This is a genomic window from Streptococcus infantis, from assembly GCF_047463635.1.
Taxonomy (GTDB): Bacteria; Bacillota; Bacilli; order Lactobacillales; family Streptococcaceae; genus Streptococcus; species Streptococcus infantis_W.
Window position 1 is genome coordinate 52,528 of sequence record NZ_JASHDL010000008.1, and the last position, 21,782, is coordinate 74,309.

Below are 21,782 nucleotides of genomic sequence, written 5' to 3' on the forward strand. Positions count from 1 at the left end.
ATTCCCATGGTTTTAAAAGTTATACTTGTTCTAATTATTCTAATGCTTATTGTAGGAGCTATACTAATGAGCTCAATCTATGTTGTTCGACAACAATCAGTTGCTATCATTGAACGATTTGGTAAGTATCAAAAGTTGAGCAATAGTGGTATTCACCTAAGAGCACCATTTGGGATTGATAAAATTGCAGCTCGTGTACAACTGCGTCTCTTGCAAAGTGAAATCGTTGTGGAAACCAAGACTCAAGATAACGTATTTGTGACGATGAATGTTGCAACACAGTACCGAGTAAATGAACAAAATGTTACAGATGCTTACTATAAACTAATGAGACCTGAGGCTCAAATCAAATCTTATATTGAAGACGCATTGCGCTCATCAGTTCCTAAGTTAACCTTGGATGAATTGTTTGAGAAAAAGGATGAAATTGCATTAGAAGTTCAAAAACAAGTAGCGGAAGAAATGTCAACGTATGGGTACATTATCGTCAAAACGCTCATTACCAAAGTAGAGCCGGATGCGGAAGTCAAGCAATCGATGAATGAAATCAATGCTGCTCAACGTAAGAGAGTAGCAGCACAAGAATTGGCCGAAGCAGATAAAATTAAGATCGTAACAGCGGCCGAAGCAGAGGCAGAAAAGGATCGCCTACATGGTGTGGGGATCGCAGAGCAACGAAAAGCAATTGTTGATGGACTTGCTGATTCTATTAAAGAGTTAAAAGGAGCCAATGTTGAATTAACTGAAGAGCAAATCATGTCAATCTTGTTAACTAACCAGTATTTAGATACATTGAATAATTTTGCAGAAAAACAAGGTAATAATACAATTTTCTTACCAGCAAATCCTAACGGAGTTGAAGATATACGAACCCATATATTATCGGCTTTAAAAGCCAAGTAAACTAAATCTTAACGTCTTATTTGATTGGATATATGTTTTTTTATTGACAAATGCCATAAAAACGTATACAATTAAATATCGTAAAGAATAAAATAGGAGAAAAACATGGCTAAGACTAACTTTGAAAAAGTAGAATCAGTTGTTAGCTGGGTTCGTGATAAGAAGATCACTGGTTATCGTATTTCTAAAGAAACGAATGCACGTGAAATGTCTATCATTGCTCTAGCTCAAGGACGTGCAAAAGTTAAAAATATTTCCTTTGAAACAGCCCTTGGATTAATTGATTTCTATGAAAAAAATCATGAAAAATTTGAAGATTAATCTTTGGATACAAGCAGACTCTAATTAGGGTCTGCTTTTATTTATGGAACGGCGAAATAGTTATGCTATGACCTGCTCAACAAATCTATTTGTTAGGATGAACTAGATTGACAGGAGAGGAGTAATCTCACTCATGAAAATCAAAGGTAATACTCTTCGAAAATCAAATTCAAACCACGTCAGCGTCGCCTTACCGTACTCAAGTACAGCTTGCGGTTAGCTTCCTAGTTTGCTCTTTGATTTTCATTGAGTATCACTCATGAAAATCAAATAAAAGATTAGGAATATAGCTACAAGCAATACTTGTTCAGGAAACAGAAGAAGGGATAAAAGAGATTTTTAAAGTATATAAAAAGAGGTCGGGATAAAAAACTCCGACCTTGATTTTTATGTTCATGAGCCTTTGACTCAATGTTGATTGGGGTTTGAATAGGAAAACAACTCTTGGTTTAAGAGGTTTATCCAATCGCTTTTATCTTATCCTAAATAGCGTTGTAAAAATTCTCTTGTACGTTCCTCTTTAGGATTTGTAAATAAATCTTCAGGTTTGCCTTCTTCTGCAATCACACCTTTGTCCATAAAGATGACACGGTGTGATACGTCACGAGCAAATTCCATTTCGTGGGTTACAACGATCATTGTCAAGCCTTCTTGAGCTAGTTCTTGCATGATTTTTAGAACTTCACCGACCATTTCAGGGTCAAGGGCTGAAGTAGGCTCGTCAAAGAGAATGGCATCAGGATTCATAGAAAGCGCGCGAGCAATTGCTACACGTTGCTTTTGACCACCAGAAAGTTGTTTTGGTTTAGCTTGCCAGTAGCGCTCTCCCATTCCAACTTTTTCAAGGTTTTCTTTAGCAATTTTCTCTGCTTCTGATCGTTCACGTTTGAGAACGGTTGTCTGTGCAACAATCGTATTTTCAAGAACATTGAGATTTTCAAAGAGGTTAAAGGATTGGAAAACCATGCCTAGTTTTTCACGATAGTGAGTGAGGTTATACCCTTTTTCAAGTACGTTTTCACCGTGATAAAGGATCTCACCTTCAGTTGGTGTTTCGAGAAGGTTGATAGAACGTAGGAAGGTTGATTTACCACTACCGGAACTACCGATGATAGAAATCACTTCTCCTTTATGAATAGTAAGAGAGATGTCTTTTAGGACCTCGTTTTGCCCGTAGGATTTTTTGAGGTGTTTGATTTCAAGGATTGGTTGACTCATTATTTCAAATCCTCCGTTTGCATTTGGTTAGCACCTGTCGTGTAGGTATCCATATCCATACGTTTTTCGATGAAGCGTAGGATACGCGTTACTGTGAAGGTGAGGACAAAGTAGATAACTGCGATGATGGTAAAGGTTTGGAAGTACTGGTAGGTTTGTGTTGCCACCGTGTTTCCTGAGAAGTAAAGTTCTACAACAGAGATAACGTTCAATACAGAAGTATCTTTGATGTTGATGACGAACTCATTACCAGTTGCTGGTAGAATATTTCGAACAACTTGAGGCAAAACAATCTTACGCATGGTCTGGTTATGAGTCATACCAAGTGCAGTTGCTGCTTCAAATTGTCCCTTATCAACAGCTAGGATACCACCACGGACGATTTCAGTCATGTAAGCACCAGTGTTGATCGAAACGATAAAGATAGCAGCTAGCGTACGGTCTAGATTGATTCCGAAAGCTTGAGCAGTTCCATAGTAGATAACCATAGATTGTACAATCATAGGTGTTCCACGGAAAATTTCAATATAGATATTGAGAATCCAACCGATTAGTTTTTGGATGCCAAAGATAAATTGGTTTTCAGATAGAGGTGCAGTACGGAAAACACCGATAGCAAGACCAATAGTGAGACCAACGATGGTACCGATAATTGAAATGAGAAGGGTAATACCAGCACCACGCAAGAGTTGTTGCCAGTTTTCAGTCAGAATTTTAGCGACTTGGCCAAAGAAATTACTGTTGCTTTCTTCTGTCGTTGTAGATTCTGCTGGCTGCTCTTTGATCATACGATCCATGAGCGCAACTTGTTCATCTTTAGAAATGGTTTCAATACTGGCGTTGATTTGGCTGATACGGTCATCATCTTTACGAAGTCCAATAGCGATAGACGTATCTTCTTCACCAGTTTTAAAACCAGGTTCAGGCTGAATCATTTTGAACTTAGCGTTTGCTGATTCGGCAGTTAGGGCTTCAGGACGTTCAGAAACGTAGGCATCAATGACACCAGCTTCAAGAGCTTGACGCATTTGGGCGAAATCTCCCATGGCAGTTTCCTTCTGAGCGCCTGAGATTTGTGAAATCAAATCATAAAGGTAAACACCTTGTTGAGAAGTGATTTTTGCTCCGCTAAAGTCCTCTAGTGATTTGGCGTTTGCATAGGCAGAATCCTTTTTGACCAAAAGTACTGGTTCGCTAGTATAGTAGCTGCTTGAAAATGCAATTTCTTGTTTGCGTTCAGCAGTTGGGCTCATACCTGCAATGATCATATCAATCTTACCAGAAGTAAGGGCTGGGACAAGTCCTTCCCACTTGGTTTTAACAACCAAGGGCTCTTTGCCTAGGTCCTTAGCAATCTTTTTAGCTATTTGGACGTCGTAACCATTAGCATATTGGTTGGTTCCATCGATTTTGACAGCGCCGTTACTGTCGTCATCTTGAGTCCAGTTAAAGGGTGCGTAGGCTGCCTCCATACCGATACGTAAATATTCATCGGCTTGGACCTGGCTAACTAGTCCTAAAGTAAGGGCCAGGCTAGCAAGGATAGTTAAGCATAATTTTTTCATGATTTCTCCTATTTCTAGTCTAAAATTGCTTCTCTCTATTGTATCGAAAATTAGCAAGTTTTTCAATCCTAGTAAACCCTTACTTGGAAAAAAATGATATAATGAGAAAAAGGTCAAAAGAGGCTATATTATGAAAAAAAGATGGTTAATAGTACTTATATTTACTTGTCTGATAATTGTTCCAAAATTGGTTTTTGCCGTGGATTTCAGCATTCCATCCTATAAAGGAGAACTGTATATTCATGCAGACAATACAGCGGAATTTAGGCAGAAGATAGTTTACCAGTTTGAGGATGATTTTAATGGCCAAATCGTGGGACTTGGTCGTGCAGGCAAGATGCCTAGCGGGTTTGAAATTGATCCTCATCCAAAGGTTGAGGCCTCGAAAAATGGTGCTGAACTGACAGATGTTACTAGCGAAGTGACAGAAGAAACGAATGGTTATACTGTTAAAGTCTATAATCCAGGTCAGGAAGGGGACAGGGTCGAAGTGGAACTTACCTGGCAATTGAAAAACCTTCTTTTCTTGTATAATGATATCGCTGAATTAAATTGGCAACCCTTAACAGACAGTTCAGAATCTATTGAAAAGTTTGAGTTTCATGTAAGCGGAGAGAAGGGGGCTGAAAAACTCTTTTTCCACACAGGTCAACTTTATAGAGAGGGAAGGATTGAACAGAGTGGTCATGACTATACTATTCGCTTAGACAATCTTCCGTCTAAGCGCGGAGTTGAGTTGCATGCCTACTGGCCTCGAACCGATTTTGCTAGCGCTATGGATCAGGGCTTAAAAGGGAATCGTTTAGAAGAGTTTAATAAGATAGAAGACTCGATTGTTAGAGAAAAAGAGCAGAGTAAACAACTCGTTACTTGGGTGTTTCCTTCAATACTTTCCATCTCCTTGTTATTGAGTATCTGCTTCTATTTTATTTATAGAAGAAAAACCACTCCTTCAGTCAAATATGCCAAAAATCATCGTCTCTATGAACCGCCGATGGAATTAGAGCCTATGGTTTTATCTGAAGCTGTTTACTCGACCTCCTTGGAGGAAGTAAGCCCTCTAATCAAAGGAGCAGGCAAATTCACCTTCAACCAGCTTATTCAGGCTACCTTACTAGATGTAATCGACCGTGGTAATGTCTCTATTATTTCAGAAGGAGATGCAGTTACTTTAAGGTTGGTAAAAGAAGATGGCTTGGCAAACTTTGAGAGGACCTGTCTAAATCTGGCCTTTTCAGGTAAAAAAGACGTTGCTGTTTCCGATTTGTTTGCAGATTATAAGGTATCTGAGAGCCTTTATCGTGGAGCGAAAGCTACTGATGAAAAACGGATTCAATCAAGGGGGCGTCAGCTCAAATCTTCTTTCGAAGAAGTGTTGAAAGAGATGCAAGAAGGGGTGAGAAAACGAGTTTCCTTCTGGGAGCTTCCAGATTACTATCGACCTTTAACTGGTGGGGAAAAGGCCTTGCAAGTAGGTATGGGGGTCTTGACTATCTTGCCCCTATTTATCGGATTTGGTTTGTTCTTGTACAGTTTGGACGTTCATGGCTATCTTTACCTGCCCTTGCCAATACTTGGCTTACTAGGTTTAGTTTTGGCTGCTTTCTATTATTGGAAGATTCGACTAGATAATCGTGATGGTGTTCTAAATGAAGTAGGAGCGGAGGTCTATTATCTTTGGACGAGTTTTGAAAATATGTTACGTGAGATTGCACGACTGGATCAGGCTGAATTGGAAAGTATTGTTGTTTGGAATCGTCTATTAGTGTATGCAACTTTGTTTGGATATGCTGACAAGGTTAGCCATTTGATGAAGGTTCACCAGGTCCAAGTTGAAAATCCAGATATCAATCTCTATGTAGCTTATGGCTGGCATAGCATGTTTTATCATTCAACAGCGCAAATGAGCCATTATGCTAGTGTCGCAAATACGGCAAGTACTTACTCAGTATCTTCTAGTAGTGGAAGTTCTGGTGGTGGATTCTCTGGAGGCGGTGGCGGCGGCAGCATCGGTGCCTTTTAAAGAAAACTCAACACAGCTTATAAAAGTATGATATAATGGAGGATAGAAAAAGGAGTTATCTATGTATCTTATTGAAATTTTAAAATCTATCTTTTTTGGGATTGTTGAAGGAATTACGGAATGGTTGCCGATTTCAAGTACTGGTCACTTGATTTTGGCAGAAGAGTTTATCCAGTATAAAGATCAAAATGAAGCCTTTATGTCTATGTTTAACGTAGTTATTCAACTGGGTGCGATCCTAGCCGTAATGGTTATCTACTTTAACAAGCTTAATCCCTTCAAACCTGGTAAGGATAAGGTGCAAGTCCGTAAAACTTGGCAGTTATGGTCCAAGGTTTTTGTAGCGACCTTACCTCTTCTCCTAGTCTTTAAGTTTGATGATTGGTTTGATACTCACTTCCATAATATGGTTTCAGTAGCCATTATGTTGATTGTTTATGGGGTTGCCTTTATTTATCTTGAAAAACGCAACAAAGCGCAAGCAATTGAGCCAACAGTCACAGAGCTAGACAAGTTGCCTTATAAAACGGCCCTCTATATCGGACTTTTCCAAGTCTTGGCCCTTTTACCAGGGACTAGCCGTTCCGGTGCGACTATCGTTGGTGGTTTGTTAAATGGAACTAGTCGTTCAGTAGTAACTGAGTTTACCTTCTACCTAGGAATTCCAGTTATGTTTGGAGCCAGTGCTTTGAAGATTTTTAAATTCATCAAGGCAGGAGAAGTTTTGAGTTTTGGTCAATTCTTCTTGCTCTTAGTAGCCATGGTAGTAGCTTTTGCAGTCAGCATGGTTGCCATTCGTTTCTTGACCAGCTATGTTAAAAAACACGACTTTACGATGTTTGGTAAATACCGTATTGTCCTTGGTAGTGTCTTGCTACTTTATAGCTTTGTACGATTATTTGTATAAGAAAAAACCTTGAGGGAAGATTCCTTCAAGGTTTTAAAATCCAGTCACAGTGACACCCAATAAGCGAACGTCTTTATCTTTATCTGCCAGAGATTCGTAAAGTTGGATAGCCATTTGTGAAATAGTTTCAGCATCTTGGATCTTTTGAGATAAGCTTTTCCGCTTAGTCATTGTAGAAAAGTCAGCATAGCGGATTTTTAAAATAACAATCTTTCCAGATTTTTCATGTTTTTGAAGACTAAGGGCAACTCTTTCCGAAAGGAGGGTTAGCTCTTTTTTGATATCCTCTTCTAGATTGAGAATTTTACTATAAGTTTTTTCTTTTCCGATAGACTTACGAATGCGATTGGATTTGACGGGAGAATTATCAATGCCACGAGCCTTGCGATACAGGTCAAAACCGAGTCTACCAAAACGGTCAATGAGACTAATTTCAGAAATTTTTAAAAGGTCAGCTCCTGTGAATACGCCCATTTGATGCAATTTCTCAACTGTTTTCTTACCTACACCGTGGAATTTAGCGATATCCATTTGTTTGAGAAAATCTTCAGCTTCATCAGGGAGAATAACTGTCAGACCTCGAGGTTTTTGGTAATCGCTGGCTATTTTAGCTAAGAATTTATTATAAGACACACCAGCAGAAGCGGTCAAATGAAGTTCATTCCAAATATCTTGTTGAATTAGTCGAGCGATTTTAACAGCGGACTTGATACCGAGTTTGTTTTCAGTCACGTCTAGAAAAGCTTCATCGATACTCATAGGCTCGATATTATCCGTATAACGTTTGAAAATAGCTCGAATCTGTTGACCGACAGCAGTATATTTTTCGTAGTTTCCAGAAATGAAAACTGCTTGAGGGCAACGTTCATAGGCTTCTTTAGAACTCATGGCTGAGTGGATGCCAAATGCTCGTGCTTCATAGCTACAGGTAGAAACAACACCGCGACCACCAGTTTTTCTAGGGTCACTACCAATCACAACTGGCTTCCCTTTAAGTTTGGGATTGTCTCGAATTTCAACAGCAGCAAAAAAGGCATCCATGTCAATATGGATGATTTTACGAGATAAATCATTCATTAGTGGAAAAATCAACATGGAGAAACCTCTCAGTGCCAGTTTGTTTAATTTTATTATACTCTTTTTCTGAAAAAATGAAAATCAAAATAACCTCTTTCAAAAATATAATACAGTTTGTGACATATTTCGGACTGTATTAGAAAAGAAAGTGTTAAAAAAGTGAGTTTTTAGTTGTTGAAATCGTTTACTGTGTGTTATACTGAATACATGAATGTAACAGATGACTGTTACTAGAAAGAAAAAAGAGGAATTAACATGGTTGTTAAGACAGTTGTTGAAGCACAGGATATTTTTGACAAAGCCTGGGAAGGCTTTAAAGGTGTTGACTGGAAAGAAAAAGCAAGTGTATCACGCTTTGTACAAGCTAACTACACACCTTACGATGGAGACGAAAGCTTCCTTGCAGGACCAACAGAACGTTCACTTCACATCAAAAAAATCGTAGAAGAAACTAAAGCACACTACGAAGAAACTCGTTTCCCAATGGACACTCGTCCAACTTCTATTGCTGATATTCCTGCTGGATTTATCGACAAAGAAAACGAATTGATTTATGGTATCCAAAACGATGAACTCTTCAAATTGAACTTCATGCCAAAAGGTGGTATCCGTATGGCTGAAACTACTTTGAAAGAAAATGGATACGAACCAGATCCAGCTGTTCACGAAATTTTCACTAAATACGTAACAACTGTTAACGATGGTATCTTCCGTGCTTACACTTCAAACATTCGTCGTGCTCGTCACGCTCACACTGTAACTGGTCTTCCAGATGCATACTCACGTGGACGTATCATCGGTGTTTATGCACGTCTTGCTCTTTACGGTGCAGACTACTTGATGCAAGAAAAAGTTAACGACTGGAACTCAATCGAAGAAATCGATGAAGAAACAATCCGTCTTCGTGAAGAAATCAACCTTCAATATCAAGCATTGCAACAAGTTGTACGCTTAGGTGACCTTTACGGAGTTGATGTTCGTAAACCAGCGATGAACGTTAAAGAAGCTATCCAATGGGTAAACATTGCCTTTATGGCTGTCTGCCGTGTTATCAACGGTGCGGCTACATCTCTTGGACGTGTGCCAATCGTATTGGATATCTTTGCAGAACGTGACCTTGCTCGTGGTACATTTACTGAATCAGAAATCCAAGAATTTGTTGATGATTTCGTTATGAAACTTCGTACAGTTAAATTTGCTCGTACAAAAGCTTACGACCAATTGTACTCAGGTGACCCAACCTTCATCACAACTTCAATGGCTGGTATGGGTAACGACGGTCGTCACCGTGTTACTAAGATGGACTACCGTTTCTTGAACACTCTTGACAACATCGGTAACTCTCCAGAACCAAACTTGACAGTTCTTTGGACTGACAAATTGCCATACAACTTCCGTCGCTACTGTATGCACATGAGCCACAAACACTCTTCAATCCAATACGAAGGTGTTACAACAATGGCTAAAGATGGATATGGTGAAATGAGCTGTATCTCATGTTGTGTATCTCCACTTGACCCAGAAAACGAAGAACAACGTCACAACATCCAGTACTTCGGTGCTCGCGTTAACGTTCTTAAAGCTCTTCTTACTGGTTTGAACGGTGGTTACGATGATGTTCATAAAGACTACAAAGTATTTGACATCGAACCAATCCGTGATGAAGTTCTTGAATTCGAATCAGTTAAAGCTAACTTTGAAAAATCTCTTGACTGGTTGACTGACACTTACGTAGATGCTTTGAACATCATCCACTACATGACTGACAAGTACAACTACGAAGCTGTTCAAATGGCCTTCTTGCCAACTAAACAACGTGCTAACATGGGATTCGGTATCTGTGGATTCGCTAACACTGTTGACACATTGTCAGCTATCAAATACGCTACAGTTAAACCAATCCGTGACGAAAATGGCTACATCTACGATTACGAAACAATCGGTGAATACCCACGTTGGGGTGAAGATGACCCACGTTCAAACGAATTGGCAGAATGGTTGATCGAAGCTTACACAACTCGTCTACGTAGCCACAAACTATACAAGAACGCAGAAGCTACAGTTTCACTTTTGACAATCACATCTAACGTTGCTTACTCTAAACAAACTGGTAACTCACCAGTCCACAAAGGTGTATACCTCAACGAAGATGGTTCAGTGAACTTGTCTAAACTTGAATTCTTCTCACCAGGTGCTAACCCATCTAACAAAGCTAAAGGTGGATGGTTGCAAAACTTGAACTCACTTGCTAGCCTTGACTTTGGTTACGCAGCTGATGGTATCTCATTGACAACTCAAGTTTCACCTCGTGCTCTTGGTAAAACTCGTGACGAACAAGTTGATAACTTGGTAACAATTCTTGATGGTTACTTCGAAAATGGTGGACAACACGTTAACTTGAACGTTATGGACTTGAACGATGTTTACGAAAAGATCATGTCAGGTGAAGACGTAATCGTACGTATATCAGGATACTGTGTAAATACTAAGTACCTCACTCCAGAACAAAAAACTGAATTGACACAACGTGTCTTCCACGAAGTTCTTTCAATGGATGATGCATTGAGCTAAGATTCATAAATAGTAAATAAAAACCAGTCATTTTGACTGGTTTTTTTGGCTCTCTGTCAACTGTAGTGGGTTGAATAAAAGCTAACATCTGGAGAGGACAATCGTTGTCCTCTCCATTTTTATATTCAGAGCGATGAAAATTCGTTTCTTAAAGTTATCAAAGTTCCGAAATCCAAAGGCATTTCGTTTGATGAGTTTAATGAGATTATTAGTCGCTTCCAACTTACCGTTGGAATAGGGTAATTGAAGGGCGTTGACAATTTTCTCTTTGTCCTTGAGAAATGTCTTAAAGACAGTCTGAAAAAGAGGATAAACCTTCTTTAGATTGTCCTCAATAAGTCCAAAAAATTTGTCTGACTCCTTATTCTGAAAGTGAAAAAGCAAGAGCTGATAGACATTGTAGTGGTGTTTCAAGTCTTCTGAATAGCTCAAAAGCTTGTCTAGAATCTCTTTATTCGTTAAGTGCATACGAAAAGTAGGACGATAAAATCGTTTATCGCTGAGTTTACGACTATCCTGTTGAATGAGCTTCCAGTAACGTTTGATGGCCTTGTATTCATGAGATTTTCTATCGAATTGGTTCATAATTTGGACACGAACCCGACTCATAGCTCGGCTAAGATGTTGAACAATGTGAAAACGATCCAAAACGATTTTAGCACACGGAAAAAGTTGTCTAGCTAAGTCATAGTAAGGGCTAAACATATCCATAGTAATGATTTTCACTCGACATCGGACTGCTCTATCGTAGCGAAGAAAGTGATTGCGGATGATAGCTTGTGTTCTTCCCTCAAGAACAGTAATGATATTGAGCTGATCAAAATCTTGTGCGATAAAACTCATCTTTCCCTTGGTAAAGGCATACTCGTCCCAAGACATAATCTCTGGAAGACGAGAAAAATCATGCTTAAAGTGAAAGTCATTGAGCTTACGAATGACAGTTGAAGTTGAAATGGATAGCTGATGTGCAATATCAGTCATAGAAGTCTTTTCAATCAACTTTTGAGCAATCTTTTGATTGATGATGCGAGGAATTTGATGATTCTTTTTGACGATAGAAGTCTCAGCGACCATCAATTTAGAGCAATGATAGCACTTAAAACGACGCTTTTTAAGAAGAATTCTGGTAGGCATACCAGTCGTTTCGAGGTAAGGAATTTTCGACGGTTTTTGAAAATCATATTTCTTCATTTGACATCCGCACTCAGGGCAAGACGGGGCGTCATAGTCCAGTTTAGCGACAATTTCCTGGTGTGTATCCCTATTGATGATATCTAGAATCTTGATATTTGTGTCTTTGATATCAAGCAGTTTTGTGATAAAATGTAATTGTTCCATATGAATCTTTCTAATGAGTTGTTTAGTCGCTTTTCATTATAGGTCATATGGGACTTTTTTTCTACACAAAAATAGGCTCCATAATATCCATAGGGGATTTACCCACTACAAATATTATAGAGCCGTTTTTTTGTAAAAAAAAATATTAAAAAATAGTCAAACTTGGTCAAACTTCTTGACTAAAACTGACCAAAGTGATATACTAAGAACATAAGGATAAGGAAAGTCCTTAGAAAACCTTGATTTTAAGATGATTGTATATACTATCTTAAGATCAAAGTATGGGTAAAACCTAGAAAAGAGGTACAACCTATGATGAACATTAGTATTTTTAGAAGTCCAATTACAAAACCTGTATTGGATAAAGAAAAACCTGAAATTATACGTAGAGTAGCAAATAGCTAGTCTAAATTTTTTAAAACAAAGGTCAGAGAAAGTCAAATTGTTTTGACTAAGTAAATTTGAAAACAAACGAGGTATGAAATATGAATAACAACTTTAATAACTTTAACAACATGGATGATTTATTTAACCAATTGATGGGCGGTATGCGTGGATACAGTTCAGAAAATCGTCGTTACTTGATTAACGGCCGTGAAGTAACACCTGAAGAATTCGCTATTTACCGTCAAACTGGTCAACTGCCAAGTGAAGGAAGTGAACAAGCTCAGTATGTTCAAGGTAAAGCCATGAAACAAGACGGTATTCTTGCTAAACTTGGACGTAACTTAACTGCTGAAGCCCGTGAAGGTAAGTTAGATCCAGTTATTGGACGTAACAAGGAAATTCAAGAAACATCTGAAATCCTTTCTCGTCGTACAAAGAATAACCCAGTTCTTGTCGGGGATGCTGGTGTTGGTAAAACGGCAGTAGTTGAAGGATTGGCTCAAGCTATTGTGAATGGTGACGTTCCAGCAGCAATCAAGAACAAAGAAATCATTTCTATTGATATTTCTGGACTTGAAGCAGGTACTCAATACCGTGGTAGCTTTGAAGAAAACATTCAAAACTTGGTAAAAGAAGTTAAAGAAGCTGGAAATATTATCCTTTTCTTCGACGAAATTCATCAAATCCTTGGTGCTGGTAGCACAGGGGATGGTCAAGGATCTAAAGGTCTTGCAGATATCTTGAAGCCTGCTCTTTCACGTGGTGAATTGACAGTGATTGGTGCAACAACTCAAGATGAATATCGCAACACTATTTTGAAAAATGCTGCTCTTGCTCGTCGTTTCAACGAAGTAAAAGTCAATGCTCCATCTGCTGAGGATACCTTCAAGATTCTTCAAGGTATTCGAGATCTTTATCAACAACACCACAATGTTATTTTGCCAGATGAAGTCTTGAAAGCTGCCGTTGATTACTCTGTTCAATATATTCCACAACGTAGCTTGCCAGATAAGGCTATTGATCTTGTGGATGTGACAGCTGCTCACTTGGCAGCACAACACCCAGTGACAGATGTACATGCAGTTGAGCACGAGATTCAAGCGGAAAAAACTAAACAAGAAGAAGCTGCGGCTAAAGAAGATTACGAAGCAGCTCTAAATGCAAAAGTCCGTATCGAAGAGCTTGAAAAGCAAATTGCTAACCATACTGAAGACCATAAGGTAACAGCAACAATCAACGATGTGGCTGAATCTGTAGAACGTATGACTGGTATTCCAGTGTCACAAATGGGTGCAACTGATATCGAACGTTTGAAAGATATGGGTCACCGTTTGCAAACTAAGGTTATCGGTCAAGATAAGGCTGTTGAAGCAGTGGCACGTGCAATCCGTCGGAATCGTGCAGGCTTTGACGAAGGAAACCGTCCTATCGGTAGCTTCCTCTTTGTAGGACCTACTGGTGTTGGTAAGACTGAGTTGGCTAAACAATTGGCTCTTGATATGTTCGGAACTAAGGATGCTATCATCCGTTTGGATATGTCAGAATACAGCGATCGTACAGCCGTTTCTAAATTGATTGGTACTACTGCAGGTTATGTTGGTTACGATGACAACAACAATACCTTGACTGAGCGTGTTCGTCGTAATCCATACTCAATTGTCCTTCTTGACGAGATTGAAAAGGCAGATCCTCAAGTGATTACTCTTCTTCTCCAAGTATTGGATGATGGTCGTTTGACAGACGGTCAAGGTAACACGGTAAACTTCAAGAATACGGTGATTATCGCAACTTCAAATGCAGGCTTTGGTTATGAAGCTAACTTGACAGAAGATGCGGACAAACCAGAGCTCATGGATCGTTTGAAACCATACTTCCGTCCAGAGTTCCTCAACCGTTTCAATGCTGTTATCGAATTCTCACATTTGAGCAAGGAAGACCTTTCTAAGATTGTTGATTTGATGTTGGTTGATGTCAATAAGACACTTGCCAAGAAAGAGATCGATTTGGCAGTGAGCGAATCAGCCAAAGAATACATGACTGAGGAAGGTTACGATGAAGTCATGGGTGTTCGTCCTCTCCGTCGTGTAGTTGAACAACAAATTCGTGACAAAGTAACAGACTTCCACTTAGATAATTTGGATTCTAAACACCTTGAAGCCGATATGGAAGATGGTGTCTTGGTCATTCGTGAAAAAGCTTAAATCAAGGTTTTGAGAATAAAAAAAGGAACCAGTTGAAAAAACTGGTTCTTTTATGTTAAATGACATGACGTTCAAAGGCATCATCTGAGATTCCTTGTTCAAGAATCAATTTTGCCCATTCCTTAGCTGAAAATAGGCTATGATCCTTGTAGTTACCACAAGATTCAATGGTAGTTCCTGGGACATCCTCCCAAGTTGTAGTCTCAGCGATTTCCTTCAGTGAATCCTTGATGACAGCAGCGATTTCTGCGCTAGTATGACGTCCCCACATAATCATATGGAAACCTGTACGACACCCAAATGGTGAACAATCAATCATCCCGTCAATGCGAGTACGGATGAGTTTGGCCAAGAGGTGCTCTATCGTATGAAGACCAGCAGTAGGGATAGAGTCTTCATTTGGTTGAACCAAGCGAATATCAAAGTTAGAAATGATATCTCCCTTAGGACCTGTTTCTTCCCCAATTAAACGGACATAAGGTGCTTTGACAATGGTGTGATCAAGTTCAAAACTTTCAACAATAACTTCTTTTGACATGGTATTTCCTTTCGTTTTTCTTCTTTCATTATATCATAAAGATTTGTTTGAGAACTGTCAATAAAAGAACTTTTTCTCAGCTGGTTTTTAGAAAAATTTCTCATAACAATATTTTTAAATCAATTTAAAAAATTCTGAAAATTGTATTGACACTTGGCTGAAAAGGGATTATAATGTATAAAAAGTCATAAAGGAGTTTATTATGAAATTTTCAAAAGTAATGGCCCTAGCAGGGGTGACTCTGTTAGCGTCTGGTGTTTTGGCAGCTTGTTCAGGTTCAGGCTCTAGTGCAAAGGGTGAGAAAACTTTTTCTTATGTTTATGAAACAGATCCAGATAGTCTCAACTATCTGACAACTGGTAAGGCTGCGGTTGCTAATATCACAAGTAATGTCGTTGACGGTTTGATGGAGAATGACCGCTACGGTAACTTCGTGCCATCTTTGGCAGAAGATTGGTCAGTGTCTAAAGACGGGTTGACTTACACTTACACAATCCGTAAAGATGCTAAGTGGTACACTTCTGAAGGCGAAGAGTATGCACCAGTTAAAGCGCAAGACTTTGTAACAGGTCTTAAGTATGCTGCTGACAATAAGTCAGAAGCCCTTTATCTTGTTCAAGAATCTATTAAAGGTTTGGATGCTTATGTAAAAGGTGAAGTTAAAGATTTCTCAGAAGTTGGAATCAAGGCTGTAGATGATCAAACAGTTCAATACACTTTGAACAAACCAGAAAGCTTCTGGAACTCTAAGACAACCATGGGAATTCTTGCACCAGTCAATGAAGAATTCCTTACTTCTAAAGGAAGTGACTTTGCTAAAGCAACAGATCCAAGCAGTATTCTTTACAACGGTCCTTTCTTGTTGAAATCATTGGTAGCAAAATCTTCAGTAGAATTTGAAAAGAATCCAAACTACTGGGATAAGGACAATGTTCATATTGATAAAGTAAAACTTTCATTCTGGGATGGTCAAGACAATAACAAACTTGCAGAAACCTTTAAAGATGGTGGTTTCTCAATGGCCCTTCTCTTCCCAACAAGTGGAAGCTACTCTGAACTTGAAAAAGAGTTTAAGGATAACATCGTTTATACAACACAAGATTCTACAACTTTCTTAGTCGGTACGAATATTGACCGTCAGTCTTACAAATATACTTCTAAGACTACAGACGAGCAAAAGACTTCAACTAAGAAAGCTCTTCTTAACAAAGACTTCCGTCAAGCCATCGCCTTTGGTTTTGATAGAACAGCTTATGCTTCTCAAGTTAATGGAGCAAGTGGAGCAAGCAAACTCCTTCGTAACTTGTTCGTACCACCAACATTTGTTCAAGCAGATGGTAAAAACTTTGGTGACTTAGTTAAGGAAAAATTAGTGACCTATGGTGATGAGTGGAAAGATGTTAATCTAGAAGACGCTCAAGACGGTCTTTACAATCCTGAAAAAGCAAAAGCAGAGTTTGCTAAGGCTAAGACAGCTCTCCAAGCGGAGGGTGTTCAATTCCCAATCCACTTGGATATGCCAGTTGACCAAACCAATACTACAAAAGTTCAACGTGTTCAATCATTGAAACAATCGCTTGAAGCAACATTAGGAACTGACAATGTTGTTATTGATATCCAACAACTTCAAAAAGATGAAGTCTTAAATGTTACCTACTTTGCTGAAACAGCTGCCGGTGAAGATTGGGACCTTTCAGATAACGTTGGTTGGTCTCCGGACTACATCGACCCATCTACTTACCTTGATATCATCAAACCATCAGTAGGTGAAAATACTAAGACTTACCTAGGATTTGATTCAGGCACAAATAACGCTGCTGCCAAACAAGTTGGTTTGGAAGATTACGAAAAGATGGTTGTTGAAGCTGGCAATGAAGACACTGACGTTTCAAAACGTTATGATAAATATGCTGCTGCCCAAGCTTGGTTGACAGATAGTGCATTGATTATTCCAACAACTTCTAAAACTGGACGTCCAATGTTGTCTAAGATGGTGCCATTCACACTTCCATTTGCTTACTCAGGTAACAAGGGAACAAGTGAAGCACTCTTGTACAAATACCTTGACCTTCAAGATAAGCCAGTAACTGCTGATGAATATCAAAAAGCTCAAGATAAATGGAAGAAAGAAAAAGAAGAATCTAATAAAAAAGCGCAAGAAGATCTTGCAAAACATGTAAAATAAGAAAAAGAGGCCGGACAAAAGTCTGGCCTTTTGATACCCTTCCTGAGACTTTAGTTTAGCATGTTGATTATTGGTTTAATCCCTGCATTGAAGTAGTAGATTAGACTTTCTAAGTCACGCTTTAGTATTACATAAAAGTAAGATATCTTTTATCTATAATTTTAAACAGCTTTCCCGACTATTTGATTTGTGTTGGGGATAAGGTTGCGATTGACATAACTTTGACAGTTTTTAATCTGTTAAGTTATTTCGCTTCCTATTTTAAAAAGTTTGGCTTTATAAAAATTAAGATTCCACTATAAAAAATTGCATACAAAAAACTGAGAATAAATCCTCAGTTTTTTATATTTTATTGTTGCCCTTGTGTATTTTGTGGGGCTTGATTTTGTTGTTGACTATTTGTAGTTGTGTTTGGTACTGAGGCATTTGGATTGGTAGCGCCATTCGTATTATCATTCGAAGAGCTTGGACTTTCAGTTGTTGAAGTTGTACTTGAACTTGAGCTCTCTGTTGTCGAACTTGCTTGAGTTGACTGTGGAATCCAGTTGTTACGAGCACCGTTCTTAAAGACGTATTCTCCGTTACGATACAAACCTTCAGGCATTGTCCAATCACCAGGATGATCATCCTCTGACAGATATCCCATCATTGAGCGGTAGATATTTGCAGCGACTCTAAATCCATCTCCTACGATTGGAGTAAGACGGTTTGAGTAACCAGTCCAAACGGCCATTGAATACTTACGAGTATATCCTACGAACATTTCATCTGGAGCAACATACCCAGTGTTCTTAATGTAGTTCTCAATTTCATCGTCTGTATAGTTTGAAGTACCAGTTTTACCAGCTTGTGGAAGCCATGACATGTAGGCTCCACGACCAGTTCCGTAAGTTAATACGGTTTTCATCATTTCTGTCATCATGTAGGCGGTTGTTTCCTTCATGGCGCGAGTACCTTGATCTGAAAACTCTTTTGAACTGCCATCGCTAAAGACAACTTTATTGATATACATTGGTTTGTGGTAGATACCACCGTTGGCAAAGGCAGCATAGGCAGCAGCCATTTTTTCACTGCTTGCTCCGTACTGTTTATGAGATTCAACTGTATTACTTGAGATAGCATTTGCGTATACCATTGATGGGTAATCAATTCCTAAACCATTCAAGAAGGTCTTGGCATGGTCTAATCCAACTTTTTCAAGTGTTTTAACGGCTGGTACGTTACGAGATTGTTGAATTGCGTACTGGAGAGTGATATTTCCAAAGTAGGCTTTATCCCAGTTATAGACAGGAATGTCTGTTCCAGGATAGTTATAAGGGGCATCATTAATCGTTGCTGCAGTAGAGTCGAAGATTCCGTACTCAAGTGCAGGAGCGTAGTCTGTGATTGGTTTCATAGTAGAACCCCAGTCACGGTTTGTTTCGACGGCTTGGTTGATACCGAATGAAACATTACTTGATTGGTGTCTAGAACCAAGTTGAGCGATGACTTTACCATTTGTAACATCAACGATAGTAGAAGCAGCTTGAAGGTCATCATCTGGATAGTCAACGTATTCGTCTGTATTGTAAACATCCCAAAGGCGTTTTTGTACCTCTTGGTCGACGTTTGTATAGACTTCCATACCTGTTGTTAATAGATTATAACCTGTCTCTTGCTCCACTTGGTCAATAACCTCTTTAAGATAGTTATCCATGTACTGTGGATAGCTATTAACAGATTTCAGGCTTTGAAGTCCATCTGTGATTGGAGTATTGATGGCTGTTTCATATTGCTCGGCTGTAAGGTAGCCTTGTTTTTGCATTTCTGACAAAACGAGGTTTCGTCTTTCAAGGGCTGCTTCAGGATGAGAATAGGGATCGTATTGGTTTGGAGCCTGTGGCATACCTGCTAAGAGTGCAAGTTGTGGGATGGACAAGTCTTTGAGGTCCTTACCATAATAGTTTTCCGCAGCTGTCTGCATACCATAGTTACCATTTGACATGTAGACCTTATTGACGTAATAGGTCAATATTTCTTGCTTAGTTGCAGTTCGCTCTAGCTGGATAGCCAACCAAGCCTCTTGAACTTTACGGGATAGGGTTTGATCAGCTGTTGATGTTGAGAAATAAGTCAGCTTAATCAACTGCTGGGTCAAGGTTGATCCCCCTTGAAGACCACCATTACTACTAAGGTTACGTAGGAAAGCTCCTGCTATTCGAATGCTATCAATTCCTCTGTGGTTAAAGAAGCGATGATCCTCGATAGAGACAATCGCATTGACAAGATCAGTAGGAATGTCACTACTTTGAGCATTGACACGACGTTCAGCACCTAAATCTGCGATGAGTTCATTTTTGCTATCATAAATTTTACTTGATGTGGTTGCAACAAGTTTGCTTTCAGAGAGTTCAGGAGCCTTGTTTGCATAGTAAAGAAATACACCACCGCCAAGTAGGAAAGCTACGATAAATAAGCTAATCATAACAATGCTGAGGTATTTAACGATGCGCAAGATAGTTTGTTTGTTCATATTGTTTTACCACCTAGTAAATGTTGTTTGACTGTATCAAGGTAAGGAATTTGTGGAAAAGCAGACTGCTCAATCACATAACCGAATTCTTTGATATAGTCAAGCGGCATTGACTTTTTCCCCATATCCTGATGATAAAAACGGATGAGGTCAAGTGCCGGCAATAAATACGTTTCTTGATAAGAAGAAAAATGAAGAAGGATAAAGCAAATTCCTTTTTGTTCAAGGACTTGTTCCATATGCCGAATCTGATGAGGATGGAAGTTCTTCATCGGAATGGCATGTTTTTGCTTAGTTTCCTTAGCTTCGAAATCGATGTAAAACCCTTCATAAACTCCAGAATAATCGGTAGTCGATGCTTGTCTAAAATAAGCTTCAACAATCTTAGCACGACTACGCTGAGGATAGTCTACGCGGACAATCTGAACAGGAGTTGGTTTCTTATGGATAACAGCTAAACCGTGTGTCAGATAATAATCGTTTGTAGCATTGATCATCTTTTCAAAGGTCATCCCACGATTTGCGAAATTTTTAATTTGTGAGGTGACTTCTTGTTTTTTTTTCGATGAAAGTTTATGAGGATAGTTGACCATAATTCTCCTTATTGGTACAATAACATCACTCTATTATACCATAAAAGTGCACAGAAAGGGTGAAAAAATGCATACAGCCTTGGTTTTAGGCTATTCTAGCTTTGATTTAGGATTGTTTAATGACAAAGATATTCGTTTAAAAATTATTAAAAAAGCTATTCGTAGAGATTTGGAAAAAATGGCAGACGAAGGGTTGAAATGGTTGGTATTTACGGGAACTCTGGGATTTGAACACTGGGTTTTAGAGATAGCCAGAGATATGAAAGGTGACTTTGGTTTCCAACTTGCGACTATCTTTGATTTCGAAACTCATGGGGAAAACTGGAATGAGGGGAATCAGGTCAAACTGAGTGAATTTAAACAAGTTGATTTTGTTAAGTACGCCTATCCAAACTATGAACACAAGGGTCAATTACGAGACTATCAACTTTTCTTACTTGAAAATACAGATGGAGCCTATCTTTTTTATGATGAAGAAAATGAAACAAAACTGAAGTATTTTTACGAACTGATGAAAAAGAAAGACAACTATATTACAAAAAGATTAACATTTGAGGAATTAAACGAAGTAGCTGAAAATTTTTCCGAAAATTGAGCCTTTGACCTTGCTTTTTGTTTGCCTTTTTTTATATAATAATACTAGCAACTGAGAATGGAGAGAGACATGGCAAGTATTATTTTTACAGCAAAAGATATTTTTGAGCAGGATTTTGGAAGAGAAGTACGTGGATATAGTAAAGCAGAGGTTGATGAATTCTTGGATGATGTCATCAAGGATTATGAAACTTATGCAGCATTAGTAAAATCATTGCGTTCAGAAATCGCGGAGCTCAAAGAAGAATTGGCGAAAAAACCTCAAGTGGCACCAGCAACTTCTGAATCAGCAGATCATGGAAGTACGACTTCTATGACAAACTTTGATATTTTGAAACGTTTGAATCGTCTTGAAAAAGAAGTATTTGGCAAACAAATCTTGGATAATTCTGATTTCTAAGAATGATTTTGTTGTGCAATTTTTGGATAATCGCGTGAAGAGAATTTCTTTTCATGAGGAAAGTCCATGCTAGCACAGGCTGTGATGCCTGTAGTGTTTGTGCTAGGCGAAACCATAAGCCTAGGGACGAGAAATCGTTACGGCAGTTGAAATGGCTAAGTCTTTTGATAGGTCAGAGTAGGCTTGAAAGTGCCACAGTGACGGAGTCTCTCTGGAAACGGAGAGAGTGGAACGCGGTAAACCCCTCAAGCTAGCAACCCAAATTTTGGTCGGGGCATGGAGTGCGCGGAAACGAACGTAGTACTCTGACTGCTATCAGCTAGAGCTGCTAGTGGTAGACAGATGATTATCGAAGGAAGTGGTCCTAGTCACTTCTGGAACAAAACATGGCTTATAGAAAATTGCATATAGGTTGGGGCTGAGATATATTCTCAACCTCATTTTTTAAA

16 protein-coding genes and 1 other RNA gene are annotated in these 21,782 nt (G+C 38.9%); 10 read left to right on the plus strand and 7 right to left on the minus strand.

What is annotated here, in order from left to right; translation table 11 throughout:
• The first annotated feature begins 6 nt into the window (after nt 1–6).
• Together QM867_RS06150 and QM867_RS06155 are read left to right on the plus strand one after the other, a co-directional pair.
• On the plus strand, nt 7–903 hold the full coding sequence (locus tag QM867_RS06150) for an SPFH domain-containing protein (RefSeq protein ID WP_000243418.1): 897 nt from the start codon (nt 7–9) through the stop codon (nt 901–903).
• A 105-nt stretch (nt 904–1,008) separates the two neighbouring features.
• Nucleotides 1,009–1,224, plus strand: a complete 216-nt coding sequence (locus QM867_RS06155) for a hypothetical protein (protein WP_001140700.1) — start codon at nt 1,009–1,011, stop codon at nt 1,222–1,224.
• A 477-nt stretch (nt 1,225–1,701) separates the two neighbouring features.
• Here the strand turns inward: QM867_RS06155 and QM867_RS06160 are convergent, their stop codons facing one another.
• Both QM867_RS06160 and QM867_RS06165 read right to left on the minus strand, forming a co-directional pair.
• On the minus strand, nt 1,702–2,442 hold the full coding sequence (locus QM867_RS06160; RefSeq protein ID WP_000081949.1) for an amino acid ABC transporter ATP-binding protein: 741 nt from the start codon (nt 2,440–2,442) through the stop codon (nt 1,702–1,704).
• Nucleotides 2,442–4,007 (minus strand): ABC transporter substrate-binding protein/permease, encoded by a 1,566-nt coding sequence (locus QM867_RS06165; RefSeq protein WP_414273240.1) that lies wholly within the window; start codon nt 4,005–4,007, stop codon nt 2,442–2,444. Before QM867_RS06165 ends, QM867_RS06160 begins: the two co-directional genes overlap by 1 nt.
• A 130-nt stretch (nt 4,008–4,137) precedes the next feature.
• Here QM867_RS06165 and QM867_RS06170 point away from each other — a divergent pair, with 130 nt between their 5' ends.
• Complete coding sequence (locus QM867_RS06170; RefSeq protein ID WP_414315363.1) at nt 4,138–6,030, plus strand: DUF2207 family protein; 1,893 nt, start codon at nt 4,138–4,140, stop codon at nt 6,028–6,030.
• Nucleotides 6,031–6,091: 61 nt separating this feature from the next.
• On the plus strand, nt 6,092–6,937 hold the full coding sequence (locus tag QM867_RS06175) for an undecaprenyl-diphosphate phosphatase (RefSeq protein ID WP_414315364.1): 846 nt from the start codon (nt 6,092–6,094) through the stop codon (nt 6,935–6,937).
• A gap of 33 nt (nt 6,938–6,970) precedes the next feature.
• Here the strand turns inward: QM867_RS06175 and dinB are convergent, their stop codons facing one another.
• Nucleotides 6,971–8,032 (minus strand): DNA polymerase IV, encoded by a 1,062-nt coding sequence (gene dinB, locus QM867_RS06180; RefSeq protein ID WP_414315365.1) that lies wholly within the window; start codon nt 8,030–8,032, stop codon nt 6,971–6,973.
• Between the two features lie 237 nt (nt 8,033–8,269).
• Here dinB and pflB point away from each other — a divergent pair, with 237 nt between their 5' ends.
• The gene (gene pflB / locus QM867_RS06185; RefSeq protein WP_153225774.1) at nt 8,270–10,585 is read left to right on the plus strand and encodes a formate C-acetyltransferase; all 2,316 of its coding nucleotides are present in this window, start codon (nt 8,270–8,272) and stop codon (nt 10,583–10,585) included.
• 81 nt (nt 10,586–10,666) lie between these two features.
• On the opposite strand, the gene QM867_RS06190 is transcribed toward pflB, so the two are convergent.
• On the minus strand, nt 10,667–11,923 hold the full coding sequence (locus QM867_RS06190; RefSeq protein ID WP_315640861.1) for an ISL3 family transposase: 1,257 nt from the start codon (nt 11,921–11,923) through the stop codon (nt 10,667–10,669).
• Between the two features lie 485 nt (nt 11,924–12,408).
• Here QM867_RS06190 and QM867_RS06195 point away from each other — a divergent pair, with 485 nt between their 5' ends.
• The gene (locus tag QM867_RS06195; RefSeq protein WP_414315366.1) at nt 12,409–14,511 is read left to right on the plus strand and encodes an AAA family ATPase; all 2,103 of its coding nucleotides are present in this window, start codon (nt 12,409–12,411) and stop codon (nt 14,509–14,511) included.
• A gap of 55 nt (nt 14,512–14,566) precedes the next feature.
• On the opposite strand, the gene QM867_RS06200 is transcribed toward QM867_RS06195, so the two are convergent.
• Nucleotides 14,567–15,049 carry an S-ribosylhomocysteine lyase gene (locus QM867_RS06200; RefSeq protein WP_000032544.1) on the minus strand — a complete coding sequence of 161 codons (483 nt, stop codon included), beginning with the start codon at nt 15,047–15,049 and terminating at the stop codon, nt 14,567–14,569.
• Between the two features lie 202 nt (nt 15,050–15,251).
• Between QM867_RS06200 and QM867_RS06205 the strand changes: the two genes are divergently transcribed.
• Complete coding sequence (locus tag QM867_RS06205; protein ID WP_075232065.1) at nt 15,252–17,234, plus strand: peptide ABC transporter substrate-binding protein; 1,983 nt, start codon at nt 15,252–15,254, stop codon at nt 17,232–17,234.
• A 349-nt stretch (nt 17,235–17,583) separates the two neighbouring features.
• On the opposite strand, the gene pbp1a is transcribed toward QM867_RS06205, so the two are convergent.
• A complete protein-coding gene (pbp1a, locus tag QM867_RS06210; protein WP_414315367.1) occupies nt 17,584–19,746 on the minus strand; it encodes a penicillin-binding protein PBP1A in 2,163 nt (720 codons plus the stop codon).
• Nucleotides 19,743–20,339, minus strand: coding sequence for a Holliday junction resolvase RecU (gene recU / locus QM867_RS06215; protein ID WP_075232067.1), 597 nt, complete (start codon nt 20,337–20,339; stop codon nt 19,743–19,745). The genes pbp1a and recU overlap by 4 nt, the downstream gene beginning before the upstream one ends.
• A gap of 67 nt (nt 20,340–20,406) precedes the next feature.
• On the opposite strand from recU, the gene QM867_RS06220 reads away from it, so the two are divergent.
• The 3 genes from QM867_RS06220 to rnpB all read left to right on the plus strand — a co-directional run bounded on the left by QM867_RS06220 (nt 20,407) and on the right by rnpB (nt 21,732).
• Nucleotides 20,407–20,934 (plus strand): DUF1273 domain-containing protein, encoded by a 528-nt coding sequence (locus tag QM867_RS06220; RefSeq protein ID WP_075232068.1) that lies wholly within the window; start codon nt 20,407–20,409, stop codon nt 20,932–20,934.
• Between the two features lie 69 nt (nt 20,935–21,003).
• Nucleotides 21,004–21,333: a cell division regulator GpsB gene (gpsB, locus tag QM867_RS06225; RefSeq protein WP_311522587.1), complete on the plus strand. Its 330-nt coding sequence runs from the start codon at nt 21,004–21,006 to the stop codon at nt 21,331–21,333.
• A gap of 18 nt (nt 21,334–21,351) precedes the next feature.
• Nucleotides 21,352–21,732, plus strand: an RNA gene (rnpB, locus tag QM867_RS06230) — RNase P RNA component class B.
• Nucleotides 21,733–21,782 lie beyond the last annotated feature (50 nt).

Coding starts and splice junctions, on each gene's coding strand:
- pflB (WP_153225774.1), top strand. CDS start 8,270: ATGGTTGTTAAGACAGTTGTTGAAGCACAGGATATTTTTGACAAAGCC.
- QM867_RS06160 (WP_000081949.1), bottom strand. CDS start 2,442: ATGAGTCAACCAATCCTTGAAATCAAACACCTCAAAAAATCCTACGGG.
- QM867_RS06190 (WP_315640861.1), bottom strand. CDS start 11,923: ATGGAACAATTACATTTTATCACAAAACTGCTTGATATCAAAGACACA.
- gpsB (WP_311522587.1), top strand. CDS start 21,004: ATGGCAAGTATTATTTTTACAGCAAAAGATATTTTTGAGCAGGATTTT.
- QM867_RS06200 (WP_000032544.1), bottom strand. CDS start 15,049: ATGTCAAAAGAAGTTATTGTTGAAAGTTTTGAACTTGATCACACCATT.
- QM867_RS06195 (WP_414315366.1), top strand. CDS start 12,409: ATGAATAACAACTTTAATAACTTTAACAACATGGATGATTTATTTAAC.
- QM867_RS06175 (WP_414315364.1), top strand. CDS start 6,092: ATGTATCTTATTGAAATTTTAAAATCTATCTTTTTTGGGATTGTTGAA.
- QM867_RS06170 (WP_414315363.1), top strand. CDS start 4,138: ATGAAAAAAAGATGGTTAATAGTACTTATATTTACTTGTCTGATAATT.
- QM867_RS06205 (WP_075232065.1), top strand. CDS start 15,252: ATGAAATTTTCAAAAGTAATGGCCCTAGCAGGGGTGACTCTGTTAGCG.
- dinB (WP_414315365.1), bottom strand. CDS start 8,032: ATGTTGATTTTTCCACTAATGAATGATTTATCTCGTAAAATCATCCAT.
- QM867_RS06220 (WP_075232068.1), top strand. CDS start 20,407: ATGCATACAGCCTTGGTTTTAGGCTATTCTAGCTTTGATTTAGGATTG.
- QM867_RS06165 (WP_414273240.1), bottom strand. CDS start 4,007: ATGAAAAAATTATGCTTAACTATCCTTGCTAGCCTGGCCCTTACTTTA.
- pbp1a (WP_414315367.1), bottom strand. CDS start 19,746: ATGAACAAACAAACTATCTTGCGCATCGTTAAATACCTCAGCATTGTT.
- QM867_RS06150 (WP_000243418.1), top strand. CDS start 7: ATGGTTTTAAAAGTTATACTTGTTCTAATTATTCTAATGCTTATTGTA.
- recU (WP_075232067.1), bottom strand. CDS start 20,339: ATGGTCAACTATCCTCATAAACTTTCATCGAAAAAAAAACAAGAAGTC.
- QM867_RS06155 (WP_001140700.1), top strand. CDS start 1,009: ATGGCTAAGACTAACTTTGAAAAAGTAGAATCAGTTGTTAGCTGGGTT.